Genomic DNA, 12,762 nt, shown 5'->3' with positions numbered 1-12,762 from the left:
CATGGCCTACCTCGACCACGCCGCCACCACCCCGATGCTGCCGGAGGCCGCTGCGGCGATGACCGCGCAGTTCGCCACCACGGGTAACGCGTCCTCCCTCCACGCCGCCGGCCGCCGCGCCCGCCGCACCGTCGAGGAGGCCCGCGAGGCCCTCGCCGAAGCCCTCGGAGCCCGGCCGAGCGAGGTGGTGTTCACCTCGGGCGGCACCGAGGCCGACAACCTCGCCGTCAAGGGCCTGTACTGGGCCCGCCGCGACGCCGAACCCGTCCGCACGCGGGTCCTCGCCAGCCCCGTCGAGCACCACGCCGTCCTCGACGCCGTGCACTGGCTCGCCGAGCACGAGGGCGCGCGCGTCGAGTACCTGCCCGTCGACCGGCACGGACGCGTGCGCCCCGAGGCGTTCCGGGAAGCCGTCGAACGCGACCCCGAGGACGTGGCCCTGGCCACCGTCATGTGGGCCAACAACGAGATCGGCACCGTCATGCCGGTCCGCGCACTGGCGACGATCGCCCGCGAGTACGGGATCCCCCTGCACTCGGACGCCGTCCAGGCCTTCGGGCAGCTCGACGTCCGCTTCGGCGACAGCGCCCTCGCCGCCATGACCGTCAGCGGGCACAAGATCGGCGGCCCCTACGGCATCGGCGCGCTGCTGCTCGGTCGTGACCAGAGCCCCGTCCCCGTGCTCCACGGCGGCGGGCAGGAACGGCACGTCCGCTCCGGCACCCTCGACGTACCGGCCGTCGCGGCCTTCGCGGTCGCCGCCGTACTCGCCGCCGAGCGGCGGGAGCGGTTCGCGGCGGAGGTCGGCGCCCTGCGCGACGAACTGATCGGCGCCGTGCTGCGGGCCGTCCCCGACGCCGTCCTCGGCGGCGACCCCGACGACCGGCTCCCCGCCAACGCCCACTTCAGCTTCCCCGGCTGCGAGGGGGACTCCCTACTGCTGCTCCTGGACGCGCAGGGCATCGAGTGCTCCACCGGCTCCGCCTGCACCGCCGGCGTCGCCCAGCCGAGCCACGTCCTGCTGGCCACCGGCACCGACCCGCAGCTGGCCCGCGGCACGCTGCGGTTCTCCCTCGGCCACACCTCCACCAAGGAGGACGTCGCCGCGGTCGCCGCCGCCATCGGCCCGGCGGTCGCCCGCGCCCGCACGGCCGGCCTCAGCTGACCCACCGGCCCGCGGTGGGGCGTCGGGCCACGGTTCCCTCCGCCCGGCGCGGGGCCCGGTCGCGCCTCAGCCCTTGGGCGTGGCGGCGAGGGCCTCGGCGGTCATGCGGATGTAGCGGTCCCAGTCCCAGTAGCGGCCCGGGTCCGTGTGGTCGGCGCCCGGCACCTCGGAGTGGCCCACGATGTGTTCGCGGTCGACGGGTATGTCGTAGCGCCGGCAGACATCCGCCGCCAGCTTCGCCGAGGCCGCGTACATCGTGTCCGTGAAGTCCTGCGGCCGGTGCACGAAGCCCACGTGCTCGATGCCGACGCTGCGCTCGTTCATCGAGCGGTTGCCCGCGTGGTAGGCGACGTCCAGCTCGCGCACCATCTGCTCGATGTGGCCGTCCTGGCGCACGATGTAGTGCGCCGACGCCTTGTGCCACGGGTTCTTGAACGCGTCCACCGAGGAGGCGAACCCACCCTGTGTGACGTGCACGACGATCCGGTCCACCCGGTAGTCGTCCGGCCGGTCGGCCAGCCGCCAGTTCGCGGGCGACGCCGCCGTCCAACTCGCGCCCACGTGGTCGAGCTCGCCCTCCTTGCGGGGCTTGGACACCCCCGGCATCAGCCACCAGGCCCGGCCGATCTCCTCGCGCCCGACGACCGCCGCCGCCGCGAGCACGCCGAGGCCGCCGAAGAGCACCGCCCTGCGCGTCCTGCGCGCCGGTTTCCCGGCCTTGTCCGCCTGTTCCGTCATGTGATCCACCCCCCACAGCCGATAACGCGCCGTGGCCCCGCTCGGTTCCCCGTACCCTGGACGGTGCTATGACTGAGAACCTGCCGCGCACCGCCCGTCCCCTTCGCGTCCTGGCCGCCATGTCCGGCGGCGTGGACTCCGCCGTCGCCGCCGCCCGCGCGGTCGAAGCCGGGCACGACGTCACCGGCGTCCACCTGGCGCTCTCCGCGAACCCGCAGTCCTTCCGGACCGGGGCCCGCGGCTGTTGCACCATCGAGGACTCCCGGGACGCCCGCCGCGCCGCCGACGTCATCGGCATCCCGTTCTACGTGTGGGACCTCGCCGAGCGCTTCCGCGAGGACGTCGTCGAGGACTTCATCTCCGAGTACGAGGCCGGCCGCACCCCGAACCCCTGCCTGCGCTGCAACGAGAAGATCAAGTTCGCGGCGCTGCTGGACAAGGCCCTGGCCCTCGGCTTCGACGCCGTCTGCACCGGCCACTACGCCACCGTCGTCCTCAACGAGGACGGCTCCCGCGAGCTGCACCGCGCCTCCGACATGGCCAAGGACCAGTCGTACGTCCTCGGCGTGCTCGACGAGAAGCAGCTCGCCCACGCCCTCTTCCCGCTCGGTGACACCCTCACCACCAAGGAGGAGATCCGCGCCGAGGCCGAGGAGCGCGGTCTGGCCGTCGCGAAGAAGCCCGACAGCCACGACATCTGCTTCATCGCCGACGGCGACACCCAGGGGTTCCTCGCGAACCGCCTCGGCAAGGCCGAGGGCGACATCGTCGACGAGACCGGGGAGAAGGTCGGCACCCACGAGGGCGCCTTCGGCTTCACCATCGGCCAGCGCAAGGGCCTGCGCATCGGCCATCCCGCCGCCGACGGCAAGCCCCGCTACGTCCTCGACATCTCGCCGGTGAACAACACCGTCACCGTCGGACCCGTCGAGGCCCTCGACGTCAGCGCGCTCACCGCGATCCGACCCCGCTGGTGCGGCTCCACGGCCGCCGCCCCCGGTACCTACACCGCGCAGCTGCGCGCTCACGGCGGCGAGACCGAGGTCTTCGCCGAGCTCGTGGACGGCGAGCTGCGCGTCGCCTTCACCGAGCCGGTCCGCGGTGTGGCCCCCGGCCAGGCGATCGTGCTCTACGACGGCACCCGCGTCGTCGGCTCCGCCACCATCGCGACGACGACCCGGGCCGCGGCCACCGTCTGAGGCGGCGCGGTACGGGTCGTCCGGTCGTCGGGGCCGCGTGGCCGTACGGGCCGCCGCGGGTCCTACGGGTCAGGCCACCGTCAGGACGATCTTGCCGGTGGTGCGGCCCAGTTCGCCGATCTCGTGGGCCTTCGCGGCCTGCTCCAGCGGCAGCACGGTGTCCACCACGGGCTTCAGCAGCCCCTGGTCGGCCAGGGCGGCGATGCCCTCCAGGCCCCCCAGGTCGGGCTCGACCAGCAGCCACACGGCACGCGCGGCGCCGGCGTCCGCCGGGACGGAGTCCGGGCCCGGCAGCGAGATCAGGTGACCGCCTGCCTTCAGCACCTTCAGCGAGCGCTCCGCGGTCCCGTCGCCGAGGGCGTCGATCACCACGTCCACCTCGGAGACCACCTCGGTGAAGTCCTGCTCCCGGTAGTCGACGAGCTCGTCGGCGCCCAGCCCGCGCAGCAGCTCGTGCTTGGCGGCGCTCGCGGTGCCGATGACGTACGCGCCGCGCGCCTTGGCGATCTGCACCGCCAGGTGGCCCACGCCGCCCGCCGCCGCGTGCACCAGGACCCGCTGACCGGCCGTGACGCCGGCGGTGTCCACCAGCGCCTGCCACGCGGTCAGCGCCGCCAGCGGCAGCGCGGCCGCCTGCACGTGGTCCAGGGAAGCGGGCTTGCGGGCGAAGTGCCGGGCCGGGGCCACCACGTACTCGGCGTAGCCGCCCGCCTGCCGCGGGAAGAGCGGCATCCCGAAGACCTCGTCGCCCGCGCGGTGCAGGGTCACGCCGGGGCCGACCGCCTCGACGGTGCCGGAGACGTCCCAGCCCAGGATCGGGGTCTCGCCCCAGGCGATCAGGGCCCCGCTGGCGCGGGTCTTCCAGTCGACCGGGTTCACGCCGGCCGCGTGGACCCGGACCAGGATCTCGCCCAGGCCCGGCTCCGGGCGCTCGACCTCCCGCTCGACCAGGTTCTCGGGTCCGCCCCACTCGTTCACGACCATCGCGCGCATGACTGTCCGCCTCGTTCCATCCGATTGGTGTCGTACCGGGCCGTTCCGTTTCCCGGCGACGTGTTCCAGATTCGGCCAGCGCGAGGCCCGACGGTGTTGGCCGTCCGGCCACTGTGTGACAGGATCTGGCCATGAGTGAGGCGCGTACGGAACCGACGACATCCGGGGCACCGACCGGGCGCAGCGGCACGGACGGCCGCCACCTGGTCGCCGTCCTCGCCCTGCCCGGCTTTCCGCCGTTCGAGCTGGGGATCCCCTCCCGGGTCTTCGGCAGCGCCGTGGACGAGCACGGCGACGAGCTCTACGAGGTCGTCGTCTGCACCGCCGACGGCGGCCCGGTGACGAGCGACTCCGGCTTCGCGATCCAGCCCGTCGCCGGGCCCGAGGCCCTCGCCGCCGCCGACACGGTGATCATCCCGCCCACCCACGCGATGCCCGAGCTGGCCCTCGGCGGGCCGCTGCCGCCCGAGGTGGCCGCGGCGATCGCCGGCATCCGCCCCGGCACCCGCCTGGTCTCCATCTGCAGCGGCTCCTACGTGCTCGCCGCCGCCGGGCTCCTCGACGGCCGGCCCGCGACGACCCACTGGAACCTCGCCCCCGAATTCCGCCGCGCCTATCCCCGGGTCCTGGTCGACGAGGAGGTCCTCTTCGTCGACGACGGAGACGTCCTGACCTCCGCCGGAGTCTCCGCCGGTGTCGACCTGTGCCTGCACCTGGTCCGCCGCGACCACGGCGCCGCCATCACCAACCGGGCCGCCCGGATGTGCGTCGTACCGCCGTGGCGGGACGGCGGGCAGGCCCAGTACATCGACCGGCCCGTCCCCGAACCCACCGTCGCCACGACCACGGCCACCCGGGCGTGGGCCCTGGAGCGCCTCGCCGAACCCATCGCGCTCGCCGAACTCGCCGCCCACGCCCGGATGAGCCTGCGCACCTTCACCCGGCGCTTCCGCGACGAGGTCGGCATGACCCCCGTGCAGTGGCTCACCGCCCAACGCCTGGAGATCGCGCGGCAGTTGCTGGAGTCCAGCGACCTGCCGGTCGACCTCGTGGCACACCGCGCCGGCTTCGGCTCCGCCAACTCCCTGCGCCAGCACATGCGCGCGGCCCTCGGCGTCTCCCCGATCGCCTACCGCCGCACCTTCCACCCGCACGGCCCGGCCGAGCCCTCCCACCTCGCGGCGGCCGTCGCCGCGACCTGACATGACCTGGGAGGTCATCGACACGGGGGGTGCCCCGCGGGGCAGGATGGGAGCCGACGGCCCGGGAACCGCGGGCCCGTTGACAGGGGAGAGCACCATGACCGCGTACGCCATCGCCCACATACGTCCCGAGCCCGTGAACGAGGACATCCTCCGCTACATCGAGGAGATCCAGTCGACCGTGGAGCCCTTCGGCGGCCGCTTCCTCGTCCACGGCGCCGAGGTCGAGGTCCTGGAAGGCCCCTTCCCCGGCACCGTCGTCATGATCGGCTTCCCGGACATCGAGCGGGCCCGCGCCTGGTACGCCTCGCCCGGCTACCAGGCGATCCTGCCGCTGCGCACGGCCCACATCGCGGGCGAGGTCGTCCTGGTCGAGGGAGTCCCCGCCGACTACGACGCCCGGAAGACCGCCGCCGCCCTCCGCGCCGAAGCCGGCCTCTGACCCCGTGGGGGCGGGCCCGCCCCCACAGGACCCACGGCCCGCCTCCCCGCCGTCCCGCCGCCCGCCACCGCCGGGTTCCGGCCGGTGGGGCGGGCGCCCCCCTCGGGGGTGCGAGCATGGCCCGTATGCCTACTCATCTCATCACCGGCGCCGGCTCCGGCATCGGCGCCGCCGTCGCGGCCCGCCTCCACGCCCGCGGCGACGACCTGGTCCTCCTCGCCCGTGACGCCGGTCGGGCCCGGCAGCTCGCCGAGCTCCACCCCGGCGCGCGGACCCTCGTGGGAGACCTGGCCGACCCCGACCGCCTCTCCTGGGCCTTCTCCAAGCAGCCGATCCCGGAGCGCATCGACTCGCTGCTGCACATCGCGGGAATCGTCGACCTCGGCCCCGTCGGCGAGCTCCGCCCCAAGACCTGGCACCAGCAGCTCAACGTCAACCTGATCGCCCCCGCCGAGGTCACCCGGCTGCTGCTGCCCACCCTGCGGGCCTCCAAGGCCACCATCGTCTTCGTGAACTCCGGCGCCGGCCTGACGGCCCACGCAGACTGGAGCGCGTACGCCGCCTCCAAGCACGGCCTCAAGGCCCTCGCCGACTCGCTGCGGGCCGAGGAGAAGGAGCACGGCATCCGCGTCACCTCCGTCTACCCCGGGCGCACCGCGAGCCCCATGCAGGCCAAGGTGCACTCGCAGGAGGGCAAGGACTACGACCCCGCAGCCTGGATCGACCCCGAGTCGGTGGCCACCACCATCGTCATGGCCGTCGACCTGCCCCGCGACGCCGAGGTGAACGACCTGTCCGTCAGGCCCGGCCGATGACCGCGAGCGCCACCGGTGTCGGATCGCTGCCCGGCGGGGACGCCCGGGAGGCCGCCAAGACCGTCACCGGTTCCTTCGAGGAGTTCCCCCACCTCGCCGAGCTGCCCGCCCGCGGGCCCGGCGCGGACATGATCGGCCGTTCCCTCGGGCTGCTCGTCGACCTGTACGCCCACGTCGAGCCGAGCGGCTGGCGCATCAGCGACCGTCCGGGCCGCGACACCCGCCGCGCCCGCTCCTGGCTCGGCGAGGACCTCGACGCCCTGGAGGAATTCACCCAGGGCTACCGCGGGAAGCTCAAGGTCCAGGCCGTCGGACCGTGGACGCTGGCCGCCGCCCTCGAACTGCACGGCGGTGAGGCCGTGCTGCAGGACGCCGGAGCCTGCCGGGACCTGGCCGCCTCCCTCGCCGAGGGCCTGCGCGAGCACCTGGCCGACGTCCGCAAGCGCATCCCCGGCGCCGAGATCGTCCTCCAGTACGACGAGCCCTCGCTCACCTCCGTCCTCCTCGGTCGGGTCCGCTCGGCGAGCGGCTACCGCACTTACCGGGCCGTCGACCGGCAGGTCGTCGAAGGCACCCTGCGCGAGCTCTTCGCCGTCCACGACGGCGAGGTCGTCGTCCACTCCTGCGCCCCCGAGGTCCCCTTCGGGCTGCTGCGGCGGGCCGGCGCCGCGGGCGTCTCGTTCGATTTCTCCTTGCTCACCGAGCGCGAGGACGACGCCCTCGGGGAAGCCGTCGAGGGCGGCCTGAAACTCTTCGCCGGAGTGGTGCCCGGCACCGACGCCGCGTTGTCGGACCCGGGCGGTAGCGTCATGGGTGTCAGGATGCTTTGGCGCAGGCTGGGGCTGGCTCCGGGGACTCTCGCCGAGTCCGTCGTGGTCACTCCCTCGTGCGGACTGGCGGGCGCCTCGCCCGCCTACGCCCGCGCGGCGCAGGCCCATTGCGTCAGGGCGGCGAGGTCGCTCGCCGACAACCCTGAGTGACGGTCGGGACGGGCCACGGGAGGACACGGCATGGCAGCCGAACAGCAGGACATGGCAGTACCGACAGCGGTGCGTGAGCAGCACGCGCTGCTGGCCGAGCAGGTCGAGGAGCACCGCTTCCGGTACTACGTGAACGACCAGCCGGTCGTCAGCGACGCCGAGTTCGACACGCTGCTGCGCTCGCTGGAGGCGCTGGAGGAGCAGTACCCGGAGCTCCGTACGCCCGACTCGCCCACCCAGAAGGTGGCCGGGGCGTACGCGACGGACTTCGCCTCCGTCGAGCACCGGGAGCGGATGCTCTCCCTCGACAACGCCTTCGACGACGAGGAACTGGCGGCCTGGGCCGAGCGCGTGGCCCGGGACGCCAACACCTCCGACTACCACTACCTGTGCGAACTGAAGGTGGACGGCCTCGCCGTCAACCTCACCTACGAGAACGGCCGCCTCACCCGCGCCGCCACCCGCGGCGACGGCCGCACGGGTGAGGACATCACGCCCAACGTCCGCACCATCGCCGAGATCCCGGACCGGCTGAAGGGCGAGCGGATCCCGGCCCTCGTCGAGATCCGCGGCGAGGTCTTCTTCCCGATGGAGAAGTTCGAGGAGCTCAACGCGCGGCTCGTCGAGGCGGAGGGCAAGCCCTTCGCCAACCCGCGCAACGCGGCGGCCGGATCGCTGCGGCAGAAGGACCCCAAGGTGACCGCCGGCCGGCCGCTGCACATGGTCGTGCACGGCATCGGAGCGCGCGAGGGCTTCGACATCGAGCGCCAGTCGCAGGCGTACGAGCTGCTGCGCGAGTGGGGCCTGCCCACCGCCCAGCACAACGCGGTGGTCTCCACGCTCGCCGAGGTGCGGGAGTTCATCACCCGCTTCGGCGAGAACCGGCACTCGGTGGAGCACGAGATCGACGGCGTCGTCGTCAAGCTCGACGAGATCGCCCTCCAGGGCCGGCTCGGCTCCACCGCCCGCGCCCCGCGCTGGGCCATCGCCTGGAAGTACGCGCCCGAAGAGGTCAACACCAAGCTGATCGACATCAAGGTCGGTGTCGGGCGCACCGGGCGGGTGACCCCGTACGCGCAGGTCGAGCCGGTCACGGTGGCGGGTTCCGAGGTCGAGTTCGCGACCCTGCACAACCAGGAGGTCGTCAAGGCCAAGGGCGTCCTCATCGGCGACACCGTCGTGCTGCGCAAGGCGGGCGACGTCATCCCCGAGATCCTCGGCCCGGTGGTGGACCTGCGCGACGGCAGCGAGCGGGAGTTCGTCATGCCGGCCGAGTGCCCCGAGTGCGGGACGCCGCTGCGGCCGATGAAGGAAGGGGACATCGACGTCCGGTGCCCCAACGGGCAGACCTGCCCGGCCCAGTTGCGCGAGAGGCTCTTCTACCTCGGCGGCCGGCAGAGCCTGGACATCGAGAACTTCGGCATGGTCGCGGCCGCCGCCCTGACGGGCCCGCTGGAGCCGGCCACGCCCCCGCTGCTGGACGAGGGCGACCTGTTCGGCCTGACCATCGAGCAGCTGCTGCCCATCAAGGCGTACGTCCTCGACGCGGACAGCGGACTGCCCAAGAGGGACCCGAAGACCGGCGAGGAGAAGATCGTCACGGTCTTCGCCAACCAGAAGGGCGAGCCGAAGAAGAACGCCCTGGCGATGCTGGAGAACATCGCGGCGGCCAAGGAGCGCCCGCTCGCCCGCATCATCAACGGCCTGTCGATCCGTCACGTCGGCCCGGTCGCGGCGGAGGCCCTCGCCCGCGAGTTCCGTTCCATCGAGCGCATCGAGCAGGCCTCCGAGGAGGAGCTGACGGCCACGGAGGGCGTCGGCGCGATCATCGCGGCCTCCCTCAAGGAGTGGTTCGCCGTCGACTGGCACCAGGAGATCCTCCGCAAGTGGCGGGAGGCCGGCGTCCGCATGGAGGAGGAGGGCTCGGCCGAGGAGCAGGGCCCGCGTCCGCTGGAGGGGTTGACCGTGGTCGTCACCGGGACCCTTCTGGGCCACACCCGCGACGGTGCCAAGGAGGCCCTGCAGAGCCGCGGCGCCAAGGTCACCGGATCGGTGTCGAAGAAGACCTCGTTCGTGGTGGTCGGCGACAATCCCGGATCGAAGTACGACAAGGCCGTGCAGCTGAAACTGGCCATCCTGGACGACGCCGGTTTCGAGGTGCTGCTCGAACAGGGGGCCGAGGCGGCACGCGAAGCCGCGCTCCCCCTGGACGACGGGGCCGCGGCGGAGTAGTAACCCACACGGGAGCCGCCGCGAAGGGCGCGTCGGAGGCGAACGGATGCATGGCGTGCGGCCGTACGGGCGGGCGCACGCCCGGCGCGGCACCCGGTGGTAAACGGCCGGTACAGGCCTGGCCGTGGCGGGGTGGGCTGTCGGATCATCGGAATGGCGACGGGGGGCCTGGTCCAAACTCACCCGTTCGGCGGATACCGTACTGATGAGGATGGCTGGGTCGCATTCGGGCAACCACTGCCGACCGCTGCCCCTGGGTGCCTCTCGCGTCCTACTGTTGTGGGGTGCGCCTGTCGTGCACGGCTGCCTGGATGCGATCGCGGCCGTGATGGCATGACATCGGGGCCATCGCGTGACATCGGCATCGCCGGCTGTGAGAGGGACGGGCATGAAACCCACCGAAAGCGCCGACCCGTCACCTGAGTTCGGCGGGGAACCCCCGCCCGTGCGGACGGGCCGGCTCGGTCTCCTGGGCGCCAGAACGCCGCAGACCCGCCCCCTCGACACCGGTACGGGCGGCGGAACCCGGGGACAACGGCGCACCGTGCTGCCCCTGGTGGTCATCGGCATGGCCGCGGTGGTCCTCGCCGGCGGCATCGTCTCCACGCTGACGAACCGTCAAGCGCTCTTCCCCGGGGGCCGCGTGGGCTGGGCACTGGCCCTCCTCACCGGCGTCATCGTCGGCCACCTCGTCGCCCTCGGCCGGGACCGCTGGTGGGGCGGCACCGGCTCGGGCGCCGCCCTCACCCTCGGCGTGCTCCTCCTCTACGGCTGGGTCCCCGCCGGACTCGTCTCACTGGCCGTGGTCACCCTGGTCGGCGCCGCGCGCCGGCACCGCTGGCGCCAGGGACTGCTCCACGGCTGCGTCGACATCCTCGGCATCGGCGCGGGGGCCCTCGTCCTGACCGCCTTCGACGACACGCCCAACGTCGAGGAGCCCTGGCTGCCCGGCACCTGGGGCCTGGCCGACGTCCCCGAGGTCGTCCTCGTCGCCGTGTCCTACCTCGCGGTCACCCGGTTGCTGCTCTGGTGCTCGCTCGCGCCCCGCGGCGGCGGGCTGCCCACCGTCGCCCGCACCGCCCTGCTCCGGCAGGCCCTGGTCGCCGCCGCGCTCCTCGGCATCGCCCCGCTGATCTGCGTGGTCGCCGTCAGCCAGCCGGTGCTGCTGCCCCTGTTCGCCGTACCGCTCATCGCCCTCGACTCCACCCTCTGGATCGCCCGGGCCCGGGCCGAGGAACAGCTGCGCGACCCGCTGACCGGGCTGCCGAACCGCCAGTGGCTGCTGGAACGCGCCTGGTCGGCCCTCGATGAGGCTGAACGTTTGGGCACCCGGTCCGCCCTCGTGCTGATCGACCTCGACCGCTTCCGGGCGGTCAACGACACCCTCGGCCACCTGGCCGGGGACCGACTGCTGCTCCAGATCGCCGACCGGCTGCGCCAGGCCCTGCCCCAGGACGCGGAAGTGGCCCGGCTCGGCGGCGACGAGTTCGCCGTACTGCTGCCCGTCGCCGACTCCACCACCAGCGCCCAGCGGGTCGCCCGCCACCTCGTCGCCGAACTCAGCTCCCCGCTCGACCTCGACGGCCTCACCCTCGTCCTGGAGGCCAGCGCCGGACTCGCGGTCTTCCCCGACCACGCCCTGGACGCGGAGGGCCTGCTGCGCCGGGCCGACGTCGCCATGTACCAGGCGAAGCGCGACCGCACCGGCGTGGAGGTCTACGAGTCCAAGCGGGACAGCAACACCCCCGACCGCCTGGGCCTCCTCGGCGACCTGCGGCGCGCCCTGGATGCCGGCGAGGTCGAACTCCACTACCAGCCGAAGGTCCGCTTCGACGGACAGGTCGCCGGCCTGGAGGCCCTGGTGCGCTGGGTGCACCCGGAGCGCGGACGCGTCCCCCCGGACGAGTTCATCGCGATCGCCGAGACCTCCGGACTGATGCCGCACCTCACCGAGTACGTCCTGGAGACGGCCCTCGCCCAGGTCGCGCGCTGGCGCGCCCAGGGCCTCAAGGTGCCCGTCGCCGTCAACGTGTCGCCCCGCGACGTCCACACCCCGGGCTTCGCCGGCGCCGTCGCCGCCCGCCTCGCCCGGCACGGGGTGCCGGCGAGCGGCCTGCAGCTGGAGATAACGGAACACGTCCTGTTGGAGGACCCCCAGCGGGCCGCCGACACCATGGCCGGACTGACCGGGCACGGCGTGAAGATGTCCCTGGACGACTTCGGCACCGGCTACTCCTCGCTGGTGCACCTGCGCCGCCTCCCCGTCAGCGAGCTGAAGATCGACCGCTCCTTCGTCGCCCGGCTCGCCGTGGACGCCCAGGACGCGGAGATCGTCCGGTGCACCGTCGACCTGGCGCACTCCCTGGGGCTGCTCGTCGTCGCCGAGGGCGTCGAGGACGACGAGACGTGGGAGCGGCTGCGCGACCTGGGCTGCGACGCCGTACAGGGGTGGCTGGTGGCCGCCGCGATGCCGCCGCAGGAGGCCACCGCGTGGCTGCTGGCCCGCGGTGAGCGCGGCTGGCGCCGCCCGGCGGACATCGACGCCGAGCTCGCCGCGGCCGCGGCCGCCGCGGAGCCGCAGTCCTCGTGACCAGGTGACGGGACCGGCGAGGTGACCATGTGAGTCGATGCCGGGCAGCGCCGCCCTCTAGGATTGGGCCCTACGCCCAGAACTCCAACCCCAGAGGATCGCCGCATGCCTGGCATTACGCGCGAGGAGGTCGTTCACCTCGCTCGGCTGGCACGTCTTGAGCTGGCCAGCGATGAGCTGGACCACTTCGCCGGACAGCTCGACGACATCATCGGCGCGGTCGCCCGCGTTTCCGAGGTAGCCGACCAAGACGTACCGCCGACCTCCCACCCGCTGCCGCTGACGAACGTCATGCGCGCGGACGAGGTCCGCCCGTCGCTCACCCCCGAGCAGGCGCTTTCCGGCGCTCCCGCCCAGGAGCAGCAGCGTTTCAAGGTGCCGCAGATCCTGGGGGAGGACTAATCAC

The 12,762-nt window shown here is 73.2% G+C and carries 11 protein-coding genes; 9 read left to right on the top strand and 2 right to left on the bottom strand.

The genetic code is table 11. The annotated features are described in order from the left end of the window. Position 1 precedes the first annotated feature (1 nt). Positions 2-1,165, top strand: coding sequence for a cysteine desulfurase family protein (locus ACFY0I_RS27580; RefSeq protein WP_388900889.1), 1,164 nt, complete (start codon positions 2-4; stop codon positions 1,163-1,165). A 66-nt stretch (positions 1,166-1,231) separates the two neighbouring features. On the opposite strand, the gene ACFY0I_RS27575 is transcribed toward ACFY0I_RS27580, so the two are convergent. Further along, positions 1,232-1,903, bottom strand: a complete 672-nt coding sequence (locus ACFY0I_RS27575) for an N-acetylmuramoyl-L-alanine amidase (RefSeq protein ID WP_388900887.1) — start codon at positions 1,901-1,903, stop codon at positions 1,232-1,234. A 68-nt stretch (positions 1,904-1,971) separates the two neighbouring features. Between ACFY0I_RS27575 and mnmA the strand changes: the two genes are divergently transcribed. Beyond that, the gene (mnmA, locus tag ACFY0I_RS27570) at positions 1,972-3,102 is read left to right on the top strand and encodes a tRNA 2-thiouridine(34) synthase MnmA (RefSeq protein WP_388900886.1); all 1,131 of its coding nucleotides are present in this window, start codon (positions 1,972-1,974) and stop codon (positions 3,100-3,102) included. Between the two features lie 69 nt (positions 3,103-3,171). On the opposite strand, the gene ACFY0I_RS27565 is transcribed toward mnmA, so the two are convergent. After that, positions 3,172-4,095 (bottom strand): NADP-dependent oxidoreductase, encoded by a 924-nt coding sequence (locus tag ACFY0I_RS27565; protein WP_388900884.1) that lies wholly within the window; start codon positions 4,093-4,095, stop codon positions 3,172-3,174. A gap of 131 nt (positions 4,096-4,226) precedes the next feature. Between ACFY0I_RS27565 and ACFY0I_RS27560 the strand changes: the two genes are divergently transcribed. From ACFY0I_RS27560 to gatC, 7 genes are all read left to right on the top strand, one after another. Then, positions 4,227-5,297 (top strand): GlxA family transcriptional regulator, encoded by a 1,071-nt coding sequence (locus tag ACFY0I_RS27560; RefSeq protein ID WP_388900882.1) that lies wholly within the window; start codon positions 4,227-4,229, stop codon positions 5,295-5,297. Between the two features lie 97 nt (positions 5,298-5,394). After that, positions 5,395-5,739 carry a DUF1330 domain-containing protein gene (locus ACFY0I_RS27555; RefSeq protein ID WP_388900881.1) on the top strand — a complete coding sequence of 115 codons (345 nt, stop codon included), beginning with the start codon at positions 5,395-5,397 and terminating at the stop codon, positions 5,737-5,739. 125 nt (positions 5,740-5,864) lie between these two features. Beyond that, positions 5,865-6,554 (top strand): SDR family oxidoreductase, encoded by a 690-nt coding sequence (locus ACFY0I_RS27550; RefSeq protein ID WP_388900879.1) that lies wholly within the window; start codon positions 5,865-5,867, stop codon positions 6,552-6,554. Then, positions 6,551-7,534, top strand: coding sequence for a methionine synthase (locus ACFY0I_RS27545; RefSeq protein WP_388900878.1), 984 nt, complete (start codon positions 6,551-6,553; stop codon positions 7,532-7,534). The genes ACFY0I_RS27550 and ACFY0I_RS27545 overlap by 4 nt, the downstream gene beginning before the upstream one ends. A gap of 30 nt (positions 7,535-7,564) precedes the next feature. Then, positions 7,565-9,766 (top strand): NAD-dependent DNA ligase LigA, encoded by a 2,202-nt coding sequence (ligA, locus tag ACFY0I_RS27540; protein WP_388900876.1) that lies wholly within the window; start codon positions 7,565-7,567, stop codon positions 9,764-9,766. A 388-nt stretch (positions 9,767-10,154) separates the two neighbouring features. Further along, positions 10,155-12,356, top strand: coding sequence for a putative bifunctional diguanylate cyclase/phosphodiesterase (locus ACFY0I_RS27535; RefSeq protein ID WP_388900875.1), 2,202 nt, complete (start codon positions 10,155-10,157; stop codon positions 12,354-12,356). A 105-nt stretch (positions 12,357-12,461) separates the two neighbouring features. After that, on the top strand, positions 12,462-12,758 hold the full coding sequence (gatC, locus tag ACFY0I_RS27530) for an Asp-tRNA(Asn)/Glu-tRNA(Gln) amidotransferase subunit GatC (RefSeq protein ID WP_281206952.1): 297 nt from the start codon (positions 12,462-12,464) through the stop codon (positions 12,756-12,758). Positions 12,759-12,762: the final 4 nt, after the last annotated feature.

It is taken from the genome of Streptomyces sp. NPDC001568, assembly GCF_042893755.1.
Classification (GTDB): domain Bacteria; phylum Actinomycetota; class Actinomycetes; order Streptomycetales; family Streptomycetaceae; genus Streptomyces.
The sequence above is the reverse complement of the archived record's forward strand: the minus strand, read 5'-3'. Positions and strand labels throughout refer to the sequence as shown.

Coding starts and splice junctions, on each gene's coding strand:
- ACFY0I_RS27535 (WP_388900875.1), top strand. CDS start 10,155: ATGAAACCCACCGAAAGCGCCGACCCGTCACCTGAGTTCGGCGGGGAA.
- ACFY0I_RS27560 (WP_388900882.1), top strand. CDS start 4,227: ATGAGTGAGGCGCGTACGGAACCGACGACATCCGGGGCACCGACCGGG.
- ACFY0I_RS27555 (WP_388900881.1), top strand. CDS start 5,395: ATGACCGCGTACGCCATCGCCCACATACGTCCCGAGCCCGTGAACGAG.
- ACFY0I_RS27545 (WP_388900878.1), top strand. CDS start 6,551: ATGACCGCGAGCGCCACCGGTGTCGGATCGCTGCCCGGCGGGGACGCC.
- gatC (WP_281206952.1), top strand. CDS start 12,462: ATGCCTGGCATTACGCGCGAGGAGGTCGTTCACCTCGCTCGGCTGGCA.
- mnmA (WP_388900886.1), top strand. CDS start 1,972: ATGACTGAGAACCTGCCGCGCACCGCCCGTCCCCTTCGCGTCCTGGCC.
- ACFY0I_RS27550 (WP_388900879.1), top strand. CDS start 5,865: ATGCCTACTCATCTCATCACCGGCGCCGGCTCCGGCATCGGCGCCGCC.
- ACFY0I_RS27565 (WP_388900884.1), bottom strand. CDS start 4,095: ATGCGCGCGATGGTCGTGAACGAGTGGGGCGGACCCGAGAACCTGGTC.
- ACFY0I_RS27580 (WP_388900889.1), top strand. CDS start 2: ATGGCCTACCTCGACCACGCCGCCACCACCCCGATGCTGCCGGAGGCC.
- ACFY0I_RS27575 (WP_388900887.1), bottom strand. CDS start 1,903: ATGACGGAACAGGCGGACAAGGCCGGGAAACCGGCGCGCAGGACGCGC.
- ligA (WP_388900876.1), top strand. CDS start 7,565: ATGGCAGCCGAACAGCAGGACATGGCAGTACCGACAGCGGTGCGTGAG.